At 70.4% G+C, this 24,835-nt stretch carries 17 protein-coding genes and 1 pseudogene; 11 read left to right on the top strand and 7 right to left on the bottom strand.

The features are described 5' to 3' along the window. Positions 1 to 63 precede the first annotated feature (63 nt). Positions 64 to 729 (bottom strand): DUF4097 family beta strand repeat-containing protein, encoded by a 666-nt coding sequence (locus tag BC793_RS18480; RefSeq protein WP_109593816.1) that lies wholly within the window; start codon positions 727 to 729, stop codon positions 64 to 66. 228 nt (positions 730 to 957) lie between these two features. Here BC793_RS18480 and BC793_RS18485 point away from each other — a divergent pair. Then, a pseudogene (locus BC793_RS18485) lies at positions 958 to 1,665 on the top strand (helix-turn-helix domain-containing protein); the annotation flags it as partial. Positions 1,666 to 1,671: 6 nt separating this feature from the next. Here the strand turns inward: BC793_RS18485 and BC793_RS52815 are convergent. Both BC793_RS52815 and BC793_RS18495 read right to left on the bottom strand, forming a co-directional pair. Continuing rightward, on the bottom strand, positions 1,672 to 2,235 hold the full coding sequence (locus tag BC793_RS52815; RefSeq protein ID WP_109593818.1) for a 2'-5' RNA ligase family protein: 564 nt from the start codon (positions 2,233 to 2,235) through the stop codon (positions 1,672 to 1,674). Positions 2,236 to 2,300: 65 nt separating this feature from the next. Beyond that, positions 2,301 to 3,119 carry a hypothetical protein gene (locus tag BC793_RS18495; RefSeq protein WP_109593820.1) on the bottom strand — a complete coding sequence of 273 codons (819 nt, stop codon included), beginning with the start codon at positions 3,117 to 3,119 and terminating at the stop codon, positions 2,301 to 2,303. Between the two features lie 279 nt (positions 3,120 to 3,398). Between BC793_RS18495 and BC793_RS18500 the strand changes: the two genes are divergently transcribed. The 10 genes from BC793_RS18500 to BC793_RS18545 all read left to right on the top strand — a co-directional run bounded on the left by BC793_RS18500 (position 3,399) and on the right by BC793_RS18545 (position 21,449). Continuing rightward, positions 3,399 to 4,694, top strand: coding sequence for an ABC transporter substrate-binding protein (locus BC793_RS18500; RefSeq protein WP_239170073.1), 1,296 nt, complete (start codon positions 3,399 to 3,401; stop codon positions 4,692 to 4,694). Further along, the gene (locus BC793_RS18505; RefSeq protein WP_109593822.1) at positions 4,691 to 5,608 is read left to right on the top strand and encodes a carbohydrate ABC transporter permease; all 918 of its coding nucleotides are present in this window, start codon (positions 4,691 to 4,693) and stop codon (positions 5,606 to 5,608) included. The genes BC793_RS18500 and BC793_RS18505 overlap by 4 nt, the downstream gene beginning before the upstream one ends. 3 nt (positions 5,609 to 5,611) lie before the next feature. After that, positions 5,612 to 6,418 carry a carbohydrate ABC transporter permease gene (locus tag BC793_RS18510; RefSeq protein WP_109593824.1) on the top strand — a complete coding sequence of 269 codons (807 nt, stop codon included), beginning with the start codon at positions 5,612 to 5,614 and terminating at the stop codon, positions 6,416 to 6,418. Positions 6,419 to 6,426: 8 nt separating this feature from the next. Then, on the top strand, positions 6,427 to 8,301 hold the full coding sequence (locus BC793_RS18515) for a glycoside hydrolase family 127 protein (RefSeq protein ID WP_203896250.1): 1,875 nt from the start codon (positions 6,427 to 6,429) through the stop codon (positions 8,299 to 8,301). 9 nt (positions 8,302 to 8,310) lie between these two features. Next, complete coding sequence (locus BC793_RS18520) at positions 8,311 to 10,830, top strand: beta-L-arabinofuranosidase domain-containing protein (protein ID WP_109593825.1); 2,520 nt, start codon at positions 8,311 to 8,313, stop codon at positions 10,828 to 10,830. Between the two features lie 15 nt (positions 10,831 to 10,845). Next, complete coding sequence (locus BC793_RS18525) at positions 10,846 to 16,269, top strand: Ig-like domain-containing protein (protein WP_239170072.1); 5,424 nt, start codon at positions 10,846 to 10,848, stop codon at positions 16,267 to 16,269. Positions 16,270 to 16,330: 61 nt separating this feature from the next. After that, the gene (locus tag BC793_RS18530) at positions 16,331 to 19,336 is read left to right on the top strand and encodes a family 43 glycosylhydrolase (protein ID WP_109593827.1); all 3,006 of its coding nucleotides are present in this window, start codon (positions 16,331 to 16,333) and stop codon (positions 19,334 to 19,336) included. Between the two features lie 78 nt (positions 19,337 to 19,414). Continuing rightward, positions 19,415 to 20,032, top strand: coding sequence for a hypothetical protein (locus BC793_RS18535; protein WP_109593829.1), 618 nt, complete (start codon positions 19,415 to 19,417; stop codon positions 20,030 to 20,032). A 9-nt stretch (positions 20,033 to 20,041) separates the two neighbouring features. Continuing rightward, entirely contained in the window at positions 20,042 to 20,989 is a 948-nt protein-coding gene (locus BC793_RS18540; protein ID WP_109593831.1) for a COG1470 family protein, read from the top strand. 22 nt (positions 20,990 to 21,011) lie between these two features. Continuing rightward, positions 21,012 to 21,449: a hypothetical protein gene (locus BC793_RS18545; RefSeq protein WP_109593833.1), complete on the top strand. Its 438-nt coding sequence runs from the start codon at positions 21,012 to 21,014 to the stop codon at positions 21,447 to 21,449. 54 nt (positions 21,450 to 21,503) lie between these two features. Here BC793_RS18545 and coaD read toward each other — a convergent pair whose 3' ends face one another. From coaD to BC793_RS18565, 4 genes are all read right to left on the bottom strand, one after another. Next, positions 21,504 to 21,920, bottom strand: coding sequence for a pantetheine-phosphate adenylyltransferase (coaD, locus tag BC793_RS18550; protein ID WP_109593835.1), 417 nt, complete (start codon positions 21,918 to 21,920; stop codon positions 21,504 to 21,506). A gap of 267 nt (positions 21,921 to 22,187) precedes the next feature. Next, positions 22,188 to 22,886 carry a hypothetical protein gene (locus BC793_RS48880; protein ID WP_146246330.1) on the bottom strand — a complete coding sequence of 233 codons (699 nt, stop codon included), beginning with the start codon at positions 22,884 to 22,886 and terminating at the stop codon, positions 22,188 to 22,190. 136 nt (positions 22,887 to 23,022) lie between these two features. Beyond that, positions 23,023 to 23,856, bottom strand: a complete 834-nt coding sequence (locus BC793_RS18560) for a carbohydrate ABC transporter permease (protein WP_109593839.1) — start codon at positions 23,854 to 23,856, stop codon at positions 23,023 to 23,025. 2 nt (positions 23,857 to 23,858) lie between these two features. Continuing rightward, the gene (locus tag BC793_RS18565) at positions 23,859 to 24,833 is read right to left on the bottom strand and encodes a carbohydrate ABC transporter permease (RefSeq protein WP_203896259.1); all 975 of its coding nucleotides are present in this window, start codon (positions 24,831 to 24,833) and stop codon (positions 23,859 to 23,861) included. Positions 24,834 to 24,835 lie beyond the last annotated feature (2 nt).

The following is a 24,835-nucleotide window of genomic DNA, read 5'->3' on the forward strand; positions in this document are numbered from 1 at the left end:
GGCGTGAGGTCGGGCGGCCGGGCCGTTAGCGGGCTCGGCCCGGCCGCCGGGGAACAGGGAGGGTCAGAGGCTGCGGGCGGTGATGTCGCCCTGGGCGGTGGTGGCGCGGATGTCGAGACCGGCGGTGCCGTCGTTCTTCAGGGTGTTGCTGACCCGGCCGTGACCGGTGCCGGCGTCCAGGACGGCCGAGACGCCGGTGGCGGCGGCGACGGTGATGTCGCCCTGCCGGGTGGTGAGGAGGAGGGTGCCGCGGACCGCCTCGGCGATCCGGATGTCACCGCGCTCGGTGCTGATCTCGGCGGGCCCGGTGAGGCGTCCCACCTCGACGTCGCCGTCGATCGCGGTCAGCCGTACGCTCGCCGCCTCGTCGATCTTGATCTGCCGGTAGGCGCCCTCGAAGCTGACGTCACCGAGCCGGCCGACGCCGCGCACCTCGGTGCTCGCCGCCCGGCCCTCGATCCGTGAGCCGGCCGGCAGCTGCACCGTGACCTCGACGGACCCGGTCGGGCCGAGCAGCCTGTTCGGCGGCTGGGAGGACTCGATCCGCAGGACACCGTCGGCGTACGTGACGGTGGTCTGCTCGGCGGCCCGGACGTCGGGGCCCCGGCCGGGGTCGGCCGGGCGCACCTCGACGACGGTGTCGGCACGCTCGCCGGCGATGAACTGGACGCGCCCGGCCGGGATGTCGAGGAGGGCGGCGATCGGGGCGGGGGTGGCGAAGCTCTGCATGATGTTCTCCGGTGCTCGCGTTTCGTTTCTGATATGCGAAACGCTACGTTGCTTTCTAGATGCAAGCAACATACTTGTTGCAATGAATATGCAAAGCGGCAGTTCAGAGCCATGAAACCGTTGCAATGTGCTGCACGGTAACGCAATGCTGGAGCAGGCTGCCTTTGCAATGACATGGAAGTGAACGCTATGGTGGGCCGGACGCGACCGACTATCGAGGAGACCGTGATGCCGGGAGGCAGACTCACCCAGCAGGAGCGTCAGCAGATCGCGCTGGGCCTGGCCGACGATCTGCCCTACGCCGAGATCGCCCGGCGCCTCGACCGGCCGACCTCCACCGTCACCCGTGAGGTGATGCGCAACGGCGGCCCCAACGGCTACCGCGCCGACCTGGCGCACCGGGCCACCGAGCGCCGCGCGCACCGCAGTCGTGCGGCCGCCTCCCGGGGTCCCGCATCGGCCGGTGGGCCGGAGGGGCGCGACACCGACGCGGTCACCGAGTATGTGGAGACGCTCACGACCGTGCTGATGGCCTCGGGTCTGTCCCGTATGGGTGCCCGCGTCCTGGCCTGCCTCTTCATCACCGACAGTGGCAGCCTCACCGCGTCCGAGCTGGCTCTGCGGATGCGGGTCAGCCCGGCGTCGGTCTCCAAGGCGATCGCCTTCCTGGAGAGTCAGAGCCTGGTCCGCCGGGAGCGTGACGAGCGCCGCCGCGACCGTTACATCGTCGACGACGAACTCTTCTATCAGGCGACCCTCGCCAGCGCGCGGGCCAACGACCAGCTCGTCGCCGTCGCCCGCCAGGGTGTCGCCGTTCTCGGTCCGGACACGGGTGCGGCGGCCCGCCTGGAGAATGTGGCCCGCTTCCTGGATTTCATCAGCGAGAGCATCACCCGGGCCGTCGAGCAGGCGCGGGCCGTCCTGCGCACCGCGCCCGGCCGGTCAGCCGCTGAGGAGAGTCCTGGTATGGCCGCCCGGCACTTCCACGAGGTGGGCCGCGGAGGCGAGAGCCGGGATCGTGGTGGGGAAGGCGGTCACGACGTCGATGACCCTCGCGCGATCGACGGCTCCGGCCGCGAGCGTGCAGTGCGGCAGAAGGGCGCCGGGCCGGTAATAGGGCCAGATGCCCTCGGTGAGCGGTTCGATGGCTTCGTGGACCTGCCGGTGCAGGGTCAGCAGCCGGAGTGAGGGGATGACGCCGAGATAGGCGGGCGCCTCGTCGGTGAGGAAGAATCCGAGGCCCGCCAGGTGCAGGGGCAGCCCGGCCACTGTGGCGAGGATCGGCCGGAGGGTGTCGGTGATCCGTGCCGGGTCTCCGCGTTCGAAGACCGACAGGGTGACATGCGGATGGTCGTCGCAGTGGGGGCGGCTGCCGAGCGAGGTGATGCCGTGAGCGTCGAGAGCGGCCCAGATCCGTCTCACCAGCCGGTCGGCGTGCTCGTCGAGGAACAGTTCGATCGCATGGGGCACGGCGGGCTCCGGGACGACGGCGACAGGTGGGTCCATGGTGACGCCCGGCCGGCGGGGACGCCGGCCGGGACGGGTTCACCTATTCGTGGGGGACGGCGCGGTCAGTATCCGTAGCGGCTCTTCAGGTGACGCCACCAGTCGCGGAACATCCAGGCGTCGAACTCGGTGATCGAGGCCGAGCTGCCGGCGCGCATGATGAAGTTGCTGACTCCGCTGGGGGTCCAGTCGTAGAAGTCGTCCAGACCCCAGGTGTGGCCGATCTCGTGCAGCAGGATCGTCATGTCGTTCGCGTTGATGTTGTTCATGAAGTACTCGCGGCCCATCCGCTGGCCCCAGTCACCGCCGGCACCGCCGCCGAAGCCGTCGGTGAGCCACAGTGACTGGTCGTAGTGGCGGGCGTAGCCGCCGGGGCAGTTGGGGTACTGCCCGTTCTGGTGGAAGAAGCGCCCGCAGGGCGCGGAGCACTGCGGGGCGTTCTCGCGGATGTCGTTGACGTAGATGTCGACGGACGTGTCCGTCCACTGCAGTTGTGAACGGTTGCGCACGGCCCAGCCGACGACCCGGACCGGGACGTCGCCGTACGGCCAGGCGTTGTGCCCGACCAGCTGGTCCATCCACTTCTTGTGCTGCCGGGCCAGGGTCGCGTGGATCTGGTCGCGCTGGGCGGCGGTCACCGTGGCCGACGAGTCCCAGCGGACGCAGTAGTTGATGTAGCCACGGTTGGCCATGATCTGGTCCCAGCCGTAGTTGCGGAACCCGTACAGGTTGCCGTTGTTGTAGGTCTGCTCCTGGTGCTGCCAGACCTGGTTGAGCGGGGTCACCAGGTTCGCCGGCGGACTCCAGGTGGGCGGGGCGGCCTGTGCCGCCGCGACCGGGGTCAGGGCGATCGCCAGCAGGATGGCGATCAGTTTCCTTCGCATGGATCCCTCCCTCGAGACGTAACATCGAAACGGTTCGATGTCGGGCCACGCTGCCTTACGAAACCGTTTTCGGCAAGATGTCCGCCGCGTTACCAAATCGCTCCTCTGTGAACCGGCGGCACGCCGCGGGCCCTTGACAGGGCGTTTGCTGGAGTATTACGTTTCTGAAAACCTTTTCGGTCCAGCGTGGACAGCGAGAGATGCCTCGTGAGCTGCGTTTTCTAAAGCAGCCACGGAAACCTTCCGAAACTTTCTGAAATCGGTTCATGGAGGTACTTCGTGCGAAGAAATCTGGTGGCCGCGCTAGCCGTCGCGGCGTTGATGACGGGACCCCTCGCCGCCTGCTCCTCCGACAGTGGACAGGCGAGCGCCCCGGCCCCGGCCGGTGCCGGCGTGGAGGGTGTCGACGACGGTTCCGAGTTGACCCTGTGGACCCGGGCGCCGCTCGAACTCCAGGCGAAGGCGCTGGTCGACGCGTACAACAGGTCCCACAAGAACCAGGTGAAGCTGACCATCGTCCCGAACGACGACTACGTGGCGAAGGTCGGCGCGGCGGCCGGCAGCGGTGACCTGCCCGACCTGTTCGCCGCCGACATCGTCTACGTACCGAACTGGACCGAGGCGGGCCTGTTCAGCGACCTGACCGACAGCATCGGCAAGCTGCCGTACGCCGACAAGATCAACCAGGGGCACGTGTCGGCCGGCACGCGTGACGGCAAGAAGTACGTGCTCCCGTTCGTTCTCGACCTGTCGGTCATGTTCTGGAACAAGACCCTCTACAAGGAGGCCGGCCTCGACCCGGAGAAGGGCCCGGCCACCCTCGACGAGTTCCGGCAGCAGGCCCTCGCCGTGCAGAACCTGAAGAAACCGAACACGTACGGCACCTACTTCGGCGGCAACTGCGGCGGCTGCAACGTCTTCACCTGGTTCCCGATGGTCTGGGCCAGCGGCGCGGAGGTGATGGCCGAGGACGGCACGAAGTCGCTGCTCAACGGCCCCGCCTCGCAGAAGGTCTACAGCACCTGGCGCGAGTTGCAGACCGCCGGCGCCATCGCGCCCGGCTCGAAGGACGAGACCGGCGCCACCTGGGTCGCCGCGTTCCAGGAGGGCAAGATCGGCGTGATGCCGTACCCGGCGACGCTGCTGCCGACCGCCGCGAAGTCGGTGGACGTCGGCGTCACCGGCATCCCGGGCGTCACCGGCGGCTCCTCGACGTTCGTCGGCGGCGACGGCATCGGCATCTCCAAGGACGCGAAGAAGACGCAGCAGGCGTGGAACTTCCTGTCCTGGCTGATGTCGGAGCAGGCCCAGGTCGACGTGCTCGCCGCCGGCAACAGCACGGTCGCCCGCAGCGACCTGGCCGACAACCGGTACGCGGCGAAGGACCCGCGCGTCGCCACGATCAACAAGGTGGCCGGCTCGCCGCAGAGCAGGACCCCGGTCGCGGTCAACTTCCAGCAGGCCTTCAACGCGCCGGGCAGCCCGTGGGTCACCCTCCTGCGCAACCAGGTGTACGGCGACACGTCCACCCTGGAGAAGGACAACGAGGCCGTCACCCAGGTTCTCGGCCAGTGACGTTGACGACCGTTCCCGAGCGGTCCGGCCTGGATTCCAGGCCGGCCGCCGGCACTCCCGCGCGGCGCCGCCGGAGGCCGGGCCTGACCGGCTGGGCGTACGCCGCACCGACCGCCCTGTTCGTGCTGATCTTCTTCGTGACCCCGATCCTGCTGGTGGGCCGGATGTCGGTGTCCGACTGGGGTCTGTTCGCCGGCAACCGCGGCCTGAACGCGCCGGAGAACTTCATCGACGTCGCCGAGTACCGGCTGTTCTGGCCGGCGGTCTGGTTCACCGTCAAGTACACCGTGCTCACCACGGTGATCCTGCTCGGCCTGGCGCTGCTGATGGCCCTGATCGTGCAGGAGTCGAGCCGCTGGACCGGCTTCCTGCGCACCTCGTTCCTGGTGCCCAGCGCCCTCGGCCTGGCGTCGGCGTCGCTGCTGTTCTACGCGCTGTACTCCCCGCAGAGCAGCCCCTTCGGGTTCCTCGGCGTGTCGTTCCTCGGCACCCCGACCGCGGCGCTGTGGTCGACGGTCGTGCTGATCGTGTGGCGGTTCGCCGGGTTCTACATGCTGCTGCTCCTGGTCGGTCTCCAGGGCATCTCGGCCGACGTGTACGAGGCCGCGCGGCTCGACGGCGCCGGCCGCTGGCAGACGTTCCGCTACGTCACCCTGCCGCTGCTGCGGTCGTCGATCGCGCTGTGCACGATCCTCTGCGTCACCGGCTCGATGCTCGGGTTCGACCAGTTCTACCTGCTCACCAAGGGCGGGCCGGACAACAGCACGCTGACCATCGTCCAGCTGATCTACAACTTCGCGTTCTTCGGCGGCAACAACCTCGGCCGTGCCGCCGCCCTGTCGATCATGGTGCTGGCCGCCCTGCTCATCGCCAACGTCCTGCAGTTCCGGGGACTGCGCGGGAAGGAAGGGTGACGCGTGTTCCGTACCCCTCAGAAGGTCTTCACCGGCGGCCTCGCCCTGCTGTTCCTGTTCCCGCTCGTCTGGGCGAGCGTCGCCTCGGTGAGCCCGCAGGCCGGTTCGGCCCAGACCGGCGGGTGGGGGTTCGGCAACTACCGGACCCTCGCCGCCTACCAGGCGGGTATCGGTCAGTACCTGCTGAACTCGACGGCGGTGTCGCTGATGACGGTGACGTTCACGCTGATCGTGTCGCTGCTCGGCGGGTACGCGTTCGCCCAGTTCCGGTTCCCCGGCCGTGACCTGCTGTTCCTGGTCACGCTCGCGATCCTGATGGTGCCCTACGCGACCCTGCTCATCCCGCTCTACGTCCTGCTCAACCAGCTCGGCCTCCAGGACTCGCTGCTCGGGCTGGCACTGGTGCTCACCATGTTCCAGCTGCCGTTCGCCACGTTCATGATGCGGATCTCGTTCGAGGCGGTGCCGAAGGATCTGGCCGAGTCGGCGCAGGTCGACGGCTGCGGGAGCCTGCGCACGCTGCGGCACGTGCTCGTCCCGGCGGTCAAACCGGGCCTGATCACGGTCGGCCTGTTCGCGTTCCTCGCCGCGTGGAACGACTTCATCACCCCGCTCGTGCTGATCAGCGATTCGGCGAAGATGCCGCTCCCGCTGGCCGTGGCCAACATGCGCCAGCAGGTGATGGGGATCGTCGACTACGGCGCGACCGAGGCCGGCGTGGTGGTGCTCGCGCTGCCCTGCGTCGTCCTGTTCCTCGCACTGCAACGGCACTACGTCCGCGGTTTCATGTCCGGCGCACTCAAGGGCTGATGATTCTCATGACGATCGACGAAACACTTGCGACCGCCGTGTCCGGCATGCCGGTGGCGCCCACCCGCGGCCGGCTGCGGCCGCTGGGAGTGGGCGAGGTGACCCTGCGCCCCGGTTTCTGGCAGCAGCGCCAGGACACCAACGCGGCGCGCACGCTCGACCACATCGGGCACTGGCTGGAGAAGGCCGGCTGGCTCGCCAACTTCGACGGCGGTGAGCGGCGGGGGCGGGAGTTCGCCGACACCGAGGTCTACAAGTATCTGGAGGCGCTGGCCTGGGAGTACGGCCGGACCCGCGACCCGGAGATCGATCTCCGCTACCGGGCGGTCGTGCGCCGGGTGGTCGCCGCACAGGAGCCGGACGGCTACCTCAACACCAAGTACGGCCGGCCCGGTCAGGCACCGCGCTACAGCGACCTGGAGTGGGGCCATGAGCTGTACTCGTTCGGCTACCTGATCCAGGCGGCCGTGGCACGGGCCCGCACCTACGGTCCGGACGAGCTGCTGGACGCCGCGATCCGGGCCGCCGACCACGTGTGCGCCGAGTTCGGCCCGCAGGGGCGCAACGCGATCTGCGGGCACGCCGAGATCGAGCCGGCGCTGGTCGAGCTGTACCGGCTGACCGGCGTACGCCGCTACCTCGACCAGGCCCGCCTGTTCGTGGAGCGGCACGGCCACGGCACCCTCGCCGACATCGAGTTCGGCCGCTCCTACTTCCAGGACGACATCCCGGTCCGCGACGCCGACGTGTTCCGCGGGCACGCCGTCCGGGCCACCTATCTGGCGGCCGGCGCGGTCGACGTGGCGGTCGAGACCGGTGACAGCGGGCTGCTGGAGGCGGTCACCCGGCAGTGGCGCAACACGGTCGCCCGGCGGACCTACATCACCGGGGGCATGGGGTCCCGGCATCAGGACGAGGCGTTCGGCGACGACTTCGTGCTCCCGCCGGACCGGGCGTACAGCGAGACCTGCGCCGGTGTCGGGTCGGTGCTGCTGTCGTGGCGGCTGCTGCTCGCGCACGGCGACCCGCGCTACGCCGACCTGATCGAGCGGACCCTGTTCAACGTCATCGCCACCGCACCGGGTGACGGCGGCGACCGGTTCTTCTACACCAACACCCTGCACCAGCGGACCCTCGGCGCCGAACCGCCGGCCGACGTGCAGGTCCCGCGGGCCGCCTCCAACCTGCGTGCCCCGTGGTTCGACGTGTCCTGCTGCCCGACGAACCTGGCCCGCACCTTCGCGAGCCTGGCCGCCTACGTCGCGACGGCCGACGACGACGGCCTGCAGATCCACCAGTACACGTCGGCCACCATCCGCACCGGCGCCTACCACCTGGAGATCGACACCGCGTACCCGGACGACGGCCTGATCTCGATCCGGATCGTCGCCGGCCCGGACACCCCGTGGACGCTCAGCCTGCGCGTTCCGGCCTGGGCGTCCGGGGCCACCCTGGACGGCCTGCCGCTCCGGCGCGGCCTGGTGCAGCTGCGCCGCCGTTTCACCGCGGGCCAGGTCCTGCAGCTGCGGCTCCCGGTCCAGCCGCGGCTGGTCACCGCGGACGACCGGATCGACGCGGTACGGGGAACGGTCGCCGTCGAACGTGGACCGGTCGTCTACTGCCTGGAGTCGGTCGACGTGCCACCGCACGTGGCGTTCGACGCCCTGCGCCTGGACCCGGACGCGGTACCGGTCGAGGCGGACGGCACGGTCGTCGTCACCTGCCGTCCCACCGCGGCCGCCGATCACGACTGGCCGTACCGTCCCGCGGTCCCGGCGGGTGCCGTCGAGGCGGTGCGGGTTCCGCTGCATCCCTACCACCGGTGGGCGCGCCGCGGCCCGTCCACCATGCGCGTCTGGATCCCCCTGACCCCCGAGAGGTGAGTCCACCAGATGTCCGACAACACGATGAGCCGGCGGCTGTTGCTCCAGGCAGGTGCCGCCGCCACGGTTTCCACCATGATGACCGCACAGCCGGCCGGAGCCGCCCCGAAGAAGTGCGCCACGGTTAACGGTCTGCCCGTGCCCCGAGCGTGGCGGGCGGTGCCGTTCTCCCTCGACGAGGTGGACCTGGCCCCGAGCGTCTTCACCGAGAAGCGCGACCGCATGCTCGCCTACGCCCGTGCCTACCCGGCGGACCGGGTCCTGTCCAACTTCCGGGCCGCCGCCGGCCTCGACACCCTGGGCGCGGCACCGCCGGGCGGCTGGGACGACGCGACCGGCAACCTGCGTGGCCACTACAGCGGTCACTTCCTGTCGATGCTGGCGCAGGCGTGGGCCGGCACCGGCGAGAAGGTGTTCAAGGACCGGCTCGACCAGATCGTCACCGGCCTGAAACAGTGCCAGGACGCGTGGACCGCCCAGGTCGGCCGGCCCGGCACCCCGCCACCGCCCGCGACCTGGGCCGACGGTGGTCTCGAACTGTCCGGCGACGGCCAGTACGTGGGCCTGCCGGACGCCACGATCGACGGCCTCACCCAGGCCACCGTCGTGATCCGGCTCAGGATCGACGAGTTGCGGACCTGGTCGCGGGCGTTCGACTTCGGGGTCGGCCCGGCCGTCAACATGTTCCTGACGATCCATGACGGCACCGGGCCCCGGTTCGGCATCACCACCTCGGGCAGCGGCGGCGAGCAGCGGATCGCGGCCACCACCCCGCTCCCGGTCGGCGCCTGGGTGACCCTGGCCGTCACCCTGGACGGCCGGGTCGGCACCCTCTACGTCGACGGCGTCGCGGCCGGCACCAACCCGGCGATGACGCTGACCCCGGCCGACCTGGGCGCCCCGAAGAACAACTGGATCGGCCGCTCCCAGTACGGCGACGCGGGCCTGAAAGCGGTCGTCGGCGGGTTCCACCTGTTCGACCGGGCCCTGACCGCCGGGGAACTGGCGACGGCGACCGGGAACCTGGCCTGGTACCGGTTCGACGAGACGGCCGGGACCACGGTCGCCGACTCGTCCGGCCGCGGCTGGGACGCCGCGGTCGTCACCGGTACCGGTGGCCCGCCCGGCCCGAGCCACGCCGGGTTCCTCGCCGCCTACCCGGAGACCCAGTTCATCCAGCTCGAGCAGTACGTGACGTATCCGGCGATCTGGGCGCCCTACTACACCTGCCACAAGATCATGCGCGGGCTGCTGGACGCCCACACGCTCGGCGGCAACACCACCGCCCTCACCGTGGCCAGGGGTATGGGGGAGTGGGTGCACTCCCGGCTCAGCAGGCTGCCCCGGGAACAGCTGGACCGGATGTGGTCGCTCTACATCGCCGGGGAGTACGGCGGCATGAACGAGGTGATGGCCGACCTGGCCGCCCTCACCGGTGACCGGACCTTCCTGACCACGGCCGCCTACTTCGACAACACGCGGCTGCTCGCCGACTGCGCGGCCGGCACCGACACCCTCGACGGCCGGCACGCCAACCAGCACATCCCGCAGTTCCTCGGCTACCTGCGGATGTTCGAGCAGGGCGCGGGCCCGGACTACCGGGCGGCGGCGGCGAGCTTCTACGACATGGTGGTGCCGCACCGGACCTACGTGCACGGCGGCACCGGCCAGGGTGAGGTGTTCCGCAAGCGGGACGTGATCGCGGGCAGCATCGTGACCAGCACCAACGCGGAGACCTGCGCGGCGTACAACATGCTCAAGGTGGCCCGGAACCTGTTCGCCCTGAACCCGGACGCACGGTTCTTCGACTACTACGAACGGACCCTGGTCAACCAGATCCTCGGGTCCCGCCGGGACGCCGACAGCACCACCGATCCGCTGGTCACCTATATGCTTCCGGTCGGGCCGGGAGTGCGGCGCGGCTACGGCAACATCGGCACCTGCTGCGGCGGCACCGGCCTGGAGAACCACACGAAATACCAGGACGCGGTCTGGTTCCGCTCACCGGGCGGCGACACCCTCTGGGTCAACCTCTACATCGCCTCCACACTGCGGTGGGCGGAGCGCGGCGTCACGGTCACCCTGGCCGGCGACTACCCGCGCAGCCCGGCCGCGACGCTGACGGTCACCGGGCGGGGACGGTTCGATCTCCGGCTGCGGGTCCCGGCGTGGGCGCGGCAGGACTTCACGATCAAGGTCAACGGCAGGACCACCGGGGTACGGGTGGGCGACGACGGTTACGCGGGGATCCGGCGGGACTGGCGCACCGGCGACCGGGTCGAGGTGTCGTTCCCGTTCCGCCTGCACGTCGAGCAGACCATCGACGACCCGTCGTTGCAGGCGCTGCTCTACGGCCCGCTCACCCTGGTCGCCAAGTCCACCGCTTCCGACCACCTCCGGGTCGCCGTGGATCCCACCACCGCGGCACCCGGCCCCCGCCCGCTCACCTTCACCCTCGGTGACGTCCTGTTCGAGCCGCTCCTGCTCGGTGACGACGCCGGCTATCACGCCTACTTCCGCCGTACCTGAGAGGTGTCCCCGTCCATGCCGGCACCCCGTTTCCTGGCAGGCGCCACCGCCGCCGCCGTCCTCCTGCTCACGATCCCCTCCCCGGTCGCGGCGCACGCGGCCCCCAACGCCGACACCCCCTACCCGGTGTTCAAGGGCGACGCGCACCCGGTTCCCGACGACCGCACCGGCTACCACACCCGCAACCAGCTCCAGGCGATCTTCGACGCCGACGTGGCCGCCGGCGCGGGCACCGCTCCCGGCCGGGACTTCTGGATCGACCGGATGCTGGCCCGCACCGGCGACCAGCCGGGCGGCTCCAACGGCGACGCCAACCAGTACCTGTTCAGCCGGGGCCGGGCCGCGTTCATGAAGACCCACCAGCCAGGCGTGCTCGGGTTCGGTGGCGAGATCGCCTACATCGAGTCGCTGGCCCGGAGCGCCTACACGATCACCGCCTCCGTCGGCGGCACCGAGATGGCGCTCACCGAGGACCCGGCCCGGCGGCGGCAGACGCCCAGCTACTGGCAGGGCGTGTTCACCGACAGCGGCGCCGGGCTGACGGTGGTGCAGACCAAGTTCATCACCGACGCCAACGTTGCGGTCACGAACCTGGAGCTGAGCAGCACGAACGGTGCGGCCAAGGACGTCGTCCTGACCGCCCGGTCGCCGCTGGCCCGTACCGTCGCCGGGTCTGATCCGGAACTGACCGGCGCCGTGCGCGCCGTCAACAGGCTCACCGACCTGTTCCCGCGATTCTCCGGGGACGGGTTCGCCCCGGCCGACGGCGCCCTGCGACGGGCGCTGACCGTGCCCGCGAGCGGAACAGCCGTCACGAAGGTGCAGCTGGGCCTGGTGACGAAGGAGGTCGCGGCGTCGGCGACCGAGTATGCGACGGTGCGCGGGCTGGCACCGGCGGACGCGTTCACCGGGCACGTCACCGCCTACAACCGGTGGTGGGCGCAGAACGTGCCCTACCTGGACACCCCCGAGGACAACATCGACAAGACGTTGTTCTACCGGTGGTGGCTGATGCGCTACAACTTCCTCGACGCCGACCTGCCCGGTAACGACTACCAGTTCCCGACCTCGATGGAGGGGGTGCTGGGCTACAACAACGCGATCGTCCTGACCGTCGGCATGTTCGTCGACGACCTCAAGTACTTCCGGGACCCGGCCTACTCGTACGGGCCGTGGCTGTCCGCCGGCGAGGTCGCCAAGAGCGGTAAGTACGTCGACAACCCGGGTGACCCGGCGAACTGGTCGAACAGCTACACCCAGTACATCTCCGAGGCGGCGTGGCGGTCCTACCAGCTGCACGGCGGCCCGGCGGCGGTCGCCCGCAACCTCGGCGAGTACGCGGAGTACGACGTCAAGGGGCTGCTCGACGCCTACGACAGCGACGGCAACTCACTGATCGAGTACAACTGGGGCGCCATGACCGGCAACGACGCCGACGCGGTGTCGTTCGACTGGCGGGCCGGCAACCTGGACCGCACCGAGAGCGCCTACCTCTACTCCAACGCGAAGGCCGCGGCCGCCGCCTACCGCACCGCGGGTGACACCGCGAAGGAGGCCGAGATGGAGGCGTTCGCCGAGCGCATCAAGGCCGCCGTGCTGCGGTACCTGTGGGAACCGGCCCGGACCACGCCCGACGAGATGGGCCACTACGGCAACCTGATCAAGCACCGGCATGTCGCGTCCGGTGACCTGGTGCCGTGGAAGGAGATCAACAACTACTACCCGTACGCGGTCGGGCTGATGCCGAACACCGCCGAGTACCGGGAGGGCCTGCGGCTGTTCGCCGACGACGCCCAGTACCCGATCTTCCCGTTCACCACCGCCAACCAGGCCGACAAGGCCGCCGCGGCCGCACAGGGCGACCCGGGCAGCAACAACTTCTCCGTGATCAACTCGACGGTGACGTTCCGGATGCTCGCCTCGGTGCTGCGGAACTACCCGACCTCCTACCTCGACGCCGAGTGGTACAAGAAGCTGCTCTACTGGAACGCCTGGGCCCACTACCAGGGCAACGGCGACAACCGGTACCCCGACCAGAACGAGTTCTGGGCCGACGGGTCCGCCGCGAACCAGAGCATCGGATACCGGTCCTGGATCCACCACACCGTCCTCGGTGCCACCAACTTCACCGTCATCGAAGACGCGATGGGGTTGCGGCCCCGCTCCGACGCGAAGATCGAACTCGACCCGATCGACATCGGCTGGGACCACTTCACCGCCAACAACGTCCGCTACCGCGACCGCGACCTGACCGTGGTGTGGGACGCCCCCGGCGGAACCGACCACTACGAGTCGGCGCCGGACGGCTACTCGGTGTTCCTGGACGGTCAGCTCGCCTTCACCGCCGCCGCCCTCGGAAGTGTCGTCTTCGACCCGGCGACCGGTGCCGTCGAGGCCGAGGTCCCGGTGACCGTCGGTGCGGTCCTCCCGGTGAAGGCCCCGCAGGAGGTGACCTTCGCGGCCGACGCGCGGATCACCGACGTACTGGCCAAAGCCGGTGTCGAACCGTCGCCGAACCTCGCACAGGGCCGCCCGGTCACCGCCTCCCACGCGGCGCCCGGCCGCGGCGCGGCCGGAGCGGTCGACGGCACGACGATCAACGAACCTTTCTGGGGTACGGCCGGATCGACCACCGCCTCGGACCACATCACCGTCGACCTCGAAGGCCCCCGCACGGTCGACGACGTGCGCGTCTACTTCTACAGGTCGACGACCACGGCCACCGTCCAGGGCTACGCGCCACCCGCACAGTTCCTGGTCGAATACCACGACGGCACGGTTTTCCGTCCGGTGCCCGGGCAGAGCCGGTTTCCGGCATATCCACGTGGCAACCTCAACCAGGTCCGGTTCCCCTCGGTCACCGCGACACAGTTGCGCATCACCGGGCAGCACGCGCCGGGGGTCAGGACCGGTATCAAGGAGATCCAGGCGTACGACACCGGCGTGACCGCGCCGGACCCGGTGAACGCCCCGCCACTCGCCGACGCGTGGATCGACTCCACCTACAGCCAGGCCGGTTCGGTACGCCTGATCGGGCTCGCCCAGGACGACGGTGACCCCGGAACCCCGGTGACCGCGCAGTGGTCGGTGGCCGACGCACCGGCCGGTGGTGCGGTGGCGTTCGACCCGGCCACCTCGCCGGACACGGTCGCCCGGTTCACCGTCGCCGGCCGCTACACGTTGCGGCTCACCGTCGGCACCGCCACCAGCGACGTCGTGGTGGACGCGACCGCCCTGGCCGAAGGCGAGATCAACGTGGCGTCGACGGCCACCCCGTCGGCCGACTTCACGGCCGGCTGGAACAACGTCAACGCCGTCAACGACGGGAAACCCGCCCTGTTCACCGGGGGAGCGCAGAGCGACCTGTGGGGCACCTGGAGCGGGACCGAACCGGCCACCCGCCGACTCCAGTACGACTTCCCGCAAGCCGTCCGGGTGGACCGGGCGTCGATCGACTTCTGGTCCGACAGCACCACCGGCGGCTCCGGGGTGGCGGTGCCCGCCTCCTGGAAGATCGAGTACTGGGACGGGACGAACTGGCAGGACGTCACGGGTGCCACCGGGTTCGATCCGGCGGTCCGCGGGCGCACCAACGAGGTCGCCTTCGACCCGGTCACCACCACGCGGTTGCGGGCCACCTTCAACGCGCTGCCCGACACCGCCAGCACCGCCTGGTCGGCGGTCGGGGTCTCCGAGTGGCGGGTGTTCGCGGCGGCGGCGGGTGCGATCGCGGGTGTCGACGTGCGTACCACCACCGGGGTCCTGCCGCAGTTGCCGGCGACCGTCGAGGTGACCTATGCCGACGGGACGCGGCTGCCGGTCGCGGTCGCCTGGGGCGCGGTCGAGGCGTCGCAGGTGGCGCAGGTCGGCGACTTCCGGGTCACCGGATTCGTCGCCGGAACGACACTGACCGCCTCCGCCCACGTGTGGGTGCGCGGCACCGATCCGGTACAGATCAACACGATCGACCCGGTCGCCGTGACGACCCGCGCCGGAGTCGCCCCCACGCTGCCCACCGGGGTGACCGTCGGTTACAACGACGGGTCACGGCAGAGCGGCATCGGAGTCACCTGGGCCGCGATCGACCCGGCGTCCTACGCCGCGGCGGGCACGTTCGAGGTGACCGGGCAGGTCGCCGGCACCGACAAGACCGCCACCGCCACCGTCACCGTCGGGTCCGGCGGGCCGTCGGACACCGCACCGCCGGTCGCCACCCTGACCGCCGACCCGGCCGACGCGTGGACCGCCTCCCCGGTGACGGTGACCGCCACGGCCACCGACAACCGGGACCGGTCGCCGTCGATCGAGATCGCGGTCGGTGCGGGGGACTGGCGTGACTACACCGGGCCGGTCACCGTCTCCGACGAGGGCGCGACCACGGTGAAGGCGCGGGCCACCGACGATGCGGGCAACGTCTCCGTGGTCACCCGGCGGATCGTCGGCATCGACCGGACCCGGCCCACCGCCGCGGCGACGTTCGACGCCGGTGCCCGGACGGTGACGATCACCGGCACGGACGCCCTCTCCGGGGCCGGGGCGGTGCAGTACCGGCTGACCGTCGGCGGGGTCGTCACCCAGGACTGGACGACCGCTTCCGGAGCCGTCCCGATCGGGTCGTCGGCGACCACCGTCGACTACCGGTCCGTCGACCGGGCCGGTAACACCTCGGACGTCGGCACGGTGCAGGTCGCGGCGGGTCAGGCGCCGGTCAACGTGGCACGCACCGGCACCGCGTCGGCGTCGTACACACCGGCGTGGCTGACCGTCGGCAACCTCACCGACGGTGTCGCGCCGACCGGCCCGCGCGGCCCGGACACCGACGTGTGGAACACCTGGCCGCAGGTGGGAGACCAGTGGATCCAGCTCGACTGGGCCGCACCGGTGACCGTCGACCGGACCCGGATCTGGTTCACCTCCGACCTCGACGACTCCGGGGCCGGAGTGGCGCCGCCCGGCGCGTGGCGACTCCAGTTCTGGGACGGCACCGCCTTCCGGGACGTCACCGCACCGGGCGCCTACGGCACGTCGGCGACCGGATGGAACACGGTCACCTTCGACCCGGTGACCACCACACGGCTGCGGGCGCTGCTCACCGCCGCCGGCACCGAGGAGGGCAGGGGCGCACCCGGCGTGCAGGAGTGGGAGGTGTACGACGTGCCGGCCACCCCGCCGGACACCGACGTCGAGGTCCAGGCCCGCGCCCGGTGCACGGCCGGGAAGGCGCATGTGGCCGTCACCGCCCGCAACACCGGCGACGTGCCGCTGAACATCCAGCTGATCACGCCCTACGGCACCCGCACGGTCGTCGGGGTGGCACCCGGGAAGTCGGCGTACCAGGCGTTCAACAGCCGCCTGGCGGTCCTGCCGGCCGGCAGCGCCACCGTCCGCGTCGACGACGTCGAACTGTCCGCCCCCTACGCGGCGCTGAGCTGCACCTGACCCTGGGCGGCGCCCCGCACCGGGCGCCGCCCCCACCTTCGCCGGACGGGAATCCGCCACCGTGAGACCGCTCAAAGCGGCGGTCGCCGGACTGGTCGCGGCCGGGCTGCTCCTCGTAGCGCCCGCCGCACCGGCCCGCGCGGCCGACCCCTACACGTTCACCGACACCGTCAATCCGATCCTCGGCGACGGCTCCTACTACTCCGCCGACCCGGCACCGCTCGTCGCCGACGGGCAGCTGCACATCTACACCGGCCACGACGAGGCCGGGCCCGCCGTCAACGACTTCGTCATGAACGAGTGGGGCGTACTCCGTACCCCTGACGTCGGGAAGGGGGAATGGACCCACCACCCGTCGCTGATGCGCCCGGAAGAGGTCTTCTCCTGGGCGACGCCCGGTCGTGCCTACGCCGGGCAGGTCGTCCGCGGGCCCGACGGCCGCTACTACTGGTATGTCCCGGTCAGCGAACGTGACTCGACCGCGGCCAACCGGTTCGCCATCGGTGTCGCCGTCTCCGGCTCGCCGACCGGTCCGTGGACCGACCACATCGGCGGGCCGCTGATCTCCCAGCGCACCCCCACGGCCAACACCATCGAGAACATCGACCCGACGATCCTCGTCGAGGGTGAGCGGGTGTTCGTCTACTGGGGAACCTTCGGCCAGTTGCGGATGCTGGAGTTCCGGGCCGACATGAGGACACCGGTCGGCACCCAGCAGCCCGTCACCGGACTGACCGGCTTCTTCGAGGCGTCCTGGCTGTTCAAACGGGGAAGCACCTACTACCTGGCGTATGCCGGTAACAACGCCGGGCCGACCTCACCGTGCACCCCGGCGAACTATCACGCGTGCATCGCGTACGCGACCGCCACCTCGCCGACCGGCCCGTGGACCCATCGCGGCACCATCCTGCCGCCGGTGTCCTCGACGACCAGTCACCCGGGAATCGTCGAGTTCCACGGTCAGTGGTATCTCGTCTACCACACCGCCGACGCCGTCGGTGGCGGGCATTTCCGCAGGTCCGTGGCGATCGACAAGGTCGAGTGGGACGACACCGTCACGCCGGCGCGGATCAGACCGGTCGTCGTGACACCCGCCCGGCAGGCCGACCGCACACCGCGGGCGAACATCGCGTACGCCGCCGAGGTCTCCGTCTCCAACGAACCCGTGCCCACCCAGTACTGGACGAAGGCGCTCAACGACGAGATCGTGCGCGCCAACCCGCTGCCGCCCGACATGTGGGGCACCTGGACCGGTGCCGACCCGCCGCAGCAGTGGGTGCAGTACACCTGGGACCAGCCGATGCGGATCTCCGGGTCGCAGATCGAGTTCTGGAACGACCAGCCGCAGGGCACCGGAGTCGGTGTCGCCGCGCCCGACCGCTGGAAGATCCAGTACTGGAACGGGCAGTGGACCGACGTGCCGGAACCGAGCGGATATCCGACCGGCACCCAGGGCTTCCAGGACACCACGTTCGCGCCCGTCACCACCACCCAGGTACGGGCCGTGTTCGACGCGTCGACCAACGGGAGCACGTACTCGGCGGTCGCCGTCGAGGAGTGGAAGATCCTCGCCGAGCAGCCCACCTCGATCGCGCCGCCGCAGGTCACCGTGGAGGTGGGGGAGACCCTGCTGCCGGATACGGTGCCCGTCGTCTTCGGCGACCGGACACTGCAGGTGCCGGTGTACTGGGATGCGGTCGACACGTCCGACGTCGCGCAGCCGGGGACGTTCACGGTCGGCGGCAGTGTGCTCGGCCATGCGGCGGGACGGGTCACCGCACAGGTCACGGTGATCTCGCCGGGGGACACCGAAGGTGACGTCACCGCGCCGGCACTCACCCTCGTGCCCCGCGGCAGCGCGGGAACCGGCGGGTGGTTCCGGTCGGCCGTCACCGTGCGGGCCGCCGCCGTGGACGACCGTGGTGGCCGTCTGACGATCCGGACCACGGTGGACGGCGCCTCCTCCGCCGTACCGGCGGTTCGCTCCGTGGACACCGTGGTCACCGGGGACGGGCGGCACACGGTCACGGCCATGGCCACCGACCGCGCCGGAAACGACTCCGCCGTCTCACAGATCGGCGTGGACATCGACACGACCGCGCCGACGGTCTCGGGAACCGTCTCGGACCGGCGGGTGACCGTCACCGGAGCCGATGCCACCTCGGGCCCGGCACGACTCGAATACACGATCGGCGGCGGACCGTGGACGGTGTACGACGGGCCCGTCGGTGCACCGGACCCCGGGCGGCACACCGTGTCGTTCCGGGCCGTCGACCGGGCCGGCAACACCTCGGCCGCGCAACAGGCGGTCCTTCCGGCCGACCTGTCCGGGCCGCTCACCGGCAACGTCGGGCCGATCGCCGTACCGACCGCGTCCTACACGGCCGGATGGAACAGCGTCGGCGCGCTCAACGACGGCGCGGACCCCGCCTCGCCGGGCCAGGCGCAGATCTGGGGCACCTGGTCCGGGACCCGGCCGGCCGGTCAGTGGATCCAGTACGACTGGACGCGGGCCATCCGGCTCACCGGCGCGTCGATCAGGTTCTGGCGCGACAGTGCGCAGGGCACCGGCGACGGCGTCGCCGAACCGGACAGCTGGGAGCTGGAGTACTGGGACGGTGCGGCGTGGCACCCGGTCACCGGCGCCTCGGGGTACGGGACCAGCAGCACCGCCGTCAACACGGTCACCTTCGACCCGGTCGTCACGTCACGCCTGCGGGCCGTCATCGCGGCCGATGGCAACGGCAGCACCTACGCGGCGGTGGCTGTCACCGAGTGGCGGGTGATCGCGGACGAGCGGGCCGCGGTGCCGGTGACCGTCACGGCACAGCCGCGATGTCTGAGCGGGAAGGTCTACCTCGCGGTGACGGCGCGTAACGGTCACACCGCTCCGGTCGACGTCGAGCTCGTTTCGGCGTACGGGAGGAAGGTCTTCGTCGCGGTCGCGCCCGGCGCCGGCGTCTACCAGTCGTTCGCCGCCCGAGCGGCCTCCGTGCCCGCCGGAACCGCCACCGCAACCGCCGCGACCACCGTCGCCGCGGCCTCCTATGTCGCCCTGAACTGCTGACCGCCGTTGCCTTCCGCGCCGCCGCCATCGGCCCGCCGTTGCGTTTCCGTCGCCTTTCGCCTTGCTGAGGAGGATTCCTTGAAAGCCAATACCCGGCTGAGCGTCGCCGCCGCCTGCTCGATACTCGCCACCGCCGTCGCGGCCCCCGCGTCCGCTGACCCGGGTGACCCGGCTCAAGTCCAGGTCACCGTCGACATCACCGCGGTCGAAGAGCCCGGCGTTCTCGCCCTCACCGTCGCCGGTGACGCCGCCGCCCTCCAGGAGAACGGCTCCGACCTGCTGGTACGCCAGTTCACCGGCACGATTCCGACGGTCACCGTCACGGACACCCGCACCGCCGGGGAGATTCCGGCCGGCGCAGCCTGGGCCGTGCTCGGCAGCGCGAGCGACTTCGCCGGGACCGCGGGCCAAGCGCCGATCAGCGCGGACCACCTCGGCTGGAAGCCGCGCCTGCGCAACGGCGGTGACACCGGCCTGGTCACCGCGGGAGAAGAGGTCGTGACCGTTCTAGATCAGCCCACCCAGCCCGGCAACAACGTCGGCCTGGTCGACCAGGAGCTGCTCGTGTCGACCTACGACTCGGCCGAGGTGACCGGCGGCGCGTACACCGTCGACGCCGACCTCACCCTCCGTACCGCCGCCGACGTGGCCGCCGGTTCCTACCGGTCCACGCTGACCCTGTCCCTCTTCGAGTAGGGAACGCCGATGCGCCGTGCCGCCGCCGTCCTCGCCGTCCTGGCCCTGCTCCTGCCCGCGGCACCGGCGGCGGCCGCGCCCACTACGGTGAGCTGGACGGTTCAGCCCGCCACCGCCACCGGACCGGACGGCCGCCGCTGGATCGAGCACACCCTCGACCCCGGGCGTCAGATCACCGAGCACCTGGCCGTCCGCAACCTCGGCGACACGTCAGCGGTGTTCACGCTGAGTGCCGCCGACGGGTATCTGACCGCCAAGGGCCGCTTCAACATGCTCCCCGCCGACCGGACGTCGGTGGGTGGCGGCACCTGGGTCAGCGTTCCCGAGAGGGTCACGGTGGGAGCCGGAAAGACCGTCGTCGTACCGTTTTCGATCACTGCACCGGTCGGAGTCACGCCCGGTGACCATCCGGCGGGCATCGCCGCGTCCATCGCGGGCCGGCAGGGCACGGTCCAGGTGGAGAGCCGGGTGGGCTTCCGGCTGATGTTGCGCGCCTCCGGAGCCCTGCGCCCGTCGGTCACCGCCGACCGCATCACCATGGGTCACACCCGAACCTGGAACCCGTTCCGGCCCGGCACGGTGCAGGTCACCTACACGGCCACGAACACCGGGAACGTACGCCTCGACGTGCCCGCCACCGCCCAGGTCTCCTCCCTGATCGGCGCCCGCACCGCGCAGGCCGCCGCCGGGGAGCTGCTACCCGGGGGGACCCGCGAGGTCTCCGCAAGCATCGACGGCGTGTGGGGTATCGGCCGCCTCCGCGCCACGGTGACCCTGACTCCGCTCGGCGCCCCGCCTGCATCGGCCACGCTGACCACCTGGGTGACCCCCTGGCCCCAGATCCTGGTCGTCGCGGCCGCCGTGCTGCTGGTCCTCGCCCGGAGCCTCCGCCGCCGCCGTCTCAGGTCGCTGCTGGCCCGGGCCCGCAAGGAGGGCCGCCTGTCCGCCAGTCGTTGACGTTGTGGATCATCCTTGACCCATGAAGGTCCTGTGCCGGTCGAAGTCCGGTGAATGGGTGGAGTGGCGTGTCGGCCGCCGGCGCATGGTGTGGTTCGGTGGCGGCCCCACGGGCCTGTCAGTGTTCAATCTCCACGGTGTGGACGGGGAGGTATGGGTCCTCCTGGCGATCCCGGTCCTGCTCTGGTGGCTGCTCAGGATCACCGTCTGTCTGCTGGCCACGGCGGTGGTATGGCCGATCCGGGCCATTCTCGGCCGTTGGACTGTCGTCGCCTACGAGGTCGGTGACCCCACCGACCGCCCGGAGATTCGCCGCAAGGTCAGGGGCCGAAAGGCTGCCGACGCCCTGGCCCGTGAGTGGGCGGCCGTCATCGAACGCGACGGCACACTCGACCCCACCCTAGCGGGAGTGGTCCCCGCGCCGCCGGCCGCACCCGGGCACGGCCGACCGGAGCACTGACAGCCGGTCCGGGACCGCTCGACCGGAGGAACGGTCCATGAGCCCGGACGGAATCTAAGCTCCCCGGACCACGGTGGAGGACACGCCGGCCAGTTCGGGGCGGGCCGGGAGCAGCAGCGTCGTGATGCCGAGGGTTTCGTTCACGGCCGAGAGCTGCGACTCGTACACCAGATCGGTGGGATTGCGGACTCCGCGAACGATCACCCCGGCCCGGTTCTCGCGGCAGTACGTGGCCGTCAACCCGGCCCATCCCACCACCCTGACGTTGCCCCATCCGGCCGGAAGTGACGCGCGGATCGCGGTCACCCGCTGGTCGAGGGCCGCGGTCGGCTGTTTCGCACTGTTGATCGCCACCAGCACGGTGACCCGGTCGAAGAGCCGCCGCACCCGATCGACGACGTCCCGGTGCCCCGCCGTGAACGGATCGAACGTCCCCGGATAGACCGCGTGTGACCCTCGGTGATCGACCATCGGCTCAGGCTAGGCCACGACCCGCCGGTTCGCGGGTTCCGGTTCCGGGTGTGGCGCCGGGCGTAGAGCCACGCGCCCGCGGCGGCTGTCTCGGCGGCCTCGATCGCCGACTTGGTCACTCTCAGCAGCCGCTGGCCGGGAAGTGCCCCCTTCAGGTGCACGCGAGTGGCCGCCGATCTTGCACGGCTGCCTGCCACCGCCGTCTCAGCGCGCTTGAGGCAGCGGCGGGAACCAGCTGGGAAGATCCGGCTGGCTGCCACCGTTGTCTCAGCGCGTTTGAGGCAGCGGTGAGAACCAGCCGGGAAGATCCACCGTGGCGTGGACAGGGCTCTCTTGGCCATCCGGCCTGTCTTTCAGGGTGGTCGGGGTGGGTTCCGGGGCGGCCATGCCTGTGGTTGCGGTGGTCGGTGCCGCTTGTTGTCGGTGGTTGGTGCTTGCCAGCGGCGGGGTGCGTTGCGTGCGGTGGCTGCCGCCGTGCTCGGTGGGCGGTTGGTTGGTGTTCGGTTCGGCGGTCTGTCGCCGGCGGCACGCCGGGTAGCGGTGACGAGCGCCCACGTTTCGGCGGTCTGTCGCCGGCAGCGCGACGGGCAACGGTGACCAGCGCACACGATTCGGGGCCGGTTGCCGGCGGCGCGGCGGGTAGCGGTGGCGAGCGCACACGATGGCGGTTTGTGTGTGCTGGTCACCGTCATGACAGGGATCAGCGCACACGATCGGAGAATCGTGTGCTTCTGCCGTCGTGATAGCGCCGATCGGCGCACACGTTCGCCGACTGTGTGCGCTGATCGGCGTTAGGGCTTCGACCACCAGCACCGACGCGGCGGCCGCCCCGGTCGGCACCGGTTGCGGGTGGTGGATGGCGTTGGCGGGCTGGTGGGATGCGGCGGGGGTTTGGCTGGAGAGCTTCGGATTCAGGGTCTGACGCCGCTGTTCCGCGATCTTGTTGATTTTCGGCCGCCCCGTCATCGCGGAACTCCACAAGATCGCGGTGTAGGCCGCAGACCTCGACACCGAAAGCTTTCCGGACCGCACGGGGCCGGCGCCAGGCCCGGTCCGGGCGGCGACCCACAGTGCGGTCGCCGCCCGGAAGCCGGGATCGTGCTCAGCCCTTGACCGCCCCCGTCAGGCCGCCGACGATGCGGCGCTCGAAGAGGCTGAAGAACACCAGGGCCGGGATCATCGACAGCGACGTGAAGGCGAGCACCTTGGCGGTGTCCACCGAGTACTGCGAGGCGAAGGCCTGCACCCCCAGCGGCAGTGTGAACGTCTCCTGGTCGTTGAGGATGAACAGCGGCAGCAGGTAGCTGTTCCAGCTGTTGACGAACGCGAGGATACCCACGGTGATCAGACCGGGCACCGACAGTGGCAGCACCATTCGCCAGAAGAAGCCGAGCCGGCTGCATCGGTCGATGAAGGCGGCCTCCTCGAGCTCCCTCGGGATCGCCCGCAGGAACGGCACCAGGATGATGATCGTCGTCGGCAGGCTGAAGGCGATCTGCGGCAGGATGATGCCGGGCAGGGTGTTCACCAGGCCCAGGTTCTTGATCAGAACGTACAGCGGGGTGATCGCGACGGTCGGCGGGAACATGAGACCGGCCGCGAAGAGCGCGTACATCGCACCCCGGCCCCGGAAGTGATAGCGGGCCAGCACGTAGCTCGCCATCACTCCCAGCGTGACCACACCGGCCGTGGTGATCACGGCGGTGATCGTCGAGTTGGTCACCTGCAGCCAGAAGGTGTCGCCGGTCAGGACGTCGGCGTAGTTGCCGAACTGCCACGGGTCCGGCAGGCCGGCCGGGTCGGTGGTGATCTGCGAGTTGGTCCGGAAGCCCCCGATGATGATGTAGACGACCGGGCCGAGCATGACACCGATAAGAGCGAGGGCGGCGACGTAGACGACCGGATTGCCGCGCTTGGCGTGGGTGGCCGTACTCATTTCTACCGTCCTCCGGTGAGCGCGCCCTCGGTGTCCCGGCGCAGCACGAGACGCTGGTACACGAGTGCGATGATCATCGAGATGATGAAGAGCACGACCGCCACCGCGTTGCCGTACCCGTAGTTGCCGGCGTTACGGCCCTCGGAGACCATGTACGTCGCCATGGTGGACGTGCCGGCGGTCGACGCGACGTACTGGCCCCAGATGATGTAGACCAGGTCGAACAGCTGCAACGCGCCGATGACCGACAGGAAGCCCCAGATCCGGATGGTCGGCCCGAGCAGCGGGAGGGTGATCCGCCACTGGGTCTGCCAGTACGTGGCGCCGTCCATCGCGGCCGCCTCGGACAGCTCTTCCGGGATGTTCTGCATGCCGGCCAGGAACAGGATCACCGCGAACCCGACGTACTTCCAGGTCAGGATGAGCATCAGCGTCCAGATGGCGAGGGACGGGTCGGCCAGCCAGTCCTTGGCCAGCCCCTCCAGGCCGATCGACCGCAGGACGCCGTTGACCGCGCCCTGGGACTGCAGCAGCAGGGCCCACGCCGTCCCGACGATCACCTCGGAGATCACGTACGGGACGAAGATCAGCACCCGGACGATCGACTGACCGCGCATCTTCTTGTTGAGCAGCAACGCGAGGCCGAGCGCGATCGGGCCCTGCAGGACGAGCGACAGCACGACGATCTGGGCGTTGTGCCACAGCGCCTCGTGGAACAGCTTGTCCTGAAGGATCGTGACGTAGTTGTCGAGCCCCACGAAGTTCGTCGGCGGGCCGAAACCCTTCCAGCGGTAGAAGCCGTAGTAGGCGGCCAGCAGGACCGGCGTGATCACGAAGCCGACGAACATCAGGATGGCCGGGCCGGACAGCGCCACGATCTCGAGGCGCTGGGCCCAGCCGATGCCGCGCCGGCGGGGCCGGGCCGGGGGCGGCGCCGCGACGCCACCCCCGTCCCGGACACGCGTGCCGGATGTCAGGG

It is taken from the genome of Actinoplanes xinjiangensis (assembly GCF_003148685.1).
Taxonomy (GTDB): domain Bacteria; phylum Actinomycetota; class Actinomycetes; order Mycobacteriales; family Micromonosporaceae; genus Actinoplanes; species Actinoplanes xinjiangensis.

What these genes read in the sequence shown, in the direction of transcription:
- BC793_RS18560 (WP_109593839.1), bottom strand. Translation starts at nt 23,856, where the DNA reads ATGAGTACGGCCACCCACGCCAAGCGCGGCAATCCGGTCGTCTACGTC.
- BC793_RS18520 (WP_109593825.1), top strand. Translation starts at nt 8,311, where the DNA reads ATGTCCGACAACACGATGAGCCGGCGGCTGTTGCTCCAGGCAGGTGCC.
- BC793_RS18480 (WP_109593816.1), bottom strand. Translation starts at nt 729, where the DNA reads ATGCAGAGCTTCGCCACCCCCGCCCCGATCGCCGCCCTCCTCGACATC.
- BC793_RS18540 (WP_109593831.1), top strand. Translation starts at nt 20,042, where the DNA reads ATGCGCCGTGCCGCCGCCGTCCTCGCCGTCCTGGCCCTGCTCCTGCCC.
- BC793_RS48880 (WP_146246330.1), bottom strand. Translation starts at nt 22,886, where the DNA reads ATGACGGGGCGGCCGAAAATCAACAAGATCGCGGAACAGCGGCGTCAG.
- BC793_RS18525 (WP_239170072.1), top strand. Translation starts at nt 10,846, where the DNA reads ATGCCGGCACCCCGTTTCCTGGCAGGCGCCACCGCCGCCGCCGTCCTC.
- BC793_RS18545 (WP_109593833.1), top strand. Translation starts at nt 21,012, where the DNA reads ATGAAGGTCCTGTGCCGGTCGAAGTCCGGTGAATGGGTGGAGTGGCGT.
- BC793_RS18515 (WP_203896250.1), top strand. Translation starts at nt 6,427, where the DNA reads ATGACGATCGACGAAACACTTGCGACCGCCGTGTCCGGCATGCCGGTG.
- coaD (WP_109593835.1), bottom strand. Translation starts at nt 21,920, where the DNA reads ATGGTCGATCACCGAGGGTCACACGCGGTCTATCCGGGGACGTTCGAT.
- BC793_RS52815 (WP_109593818.1), bottom strand. Translation starts at nt 2,235, where the DNA reads ATGGACCCACCTGTCGCCGTCGTCCCGGAGCCCGCCGTGCCCCATGCG.
- BC793_RS18495 (WP_109593820.1), bottom strand. Translation starts at nt 3,119, where the DNA reads ATGCGAAGGAAACTGATCGCCATCCTGCTGGCGATCGCCCTGACCCCG.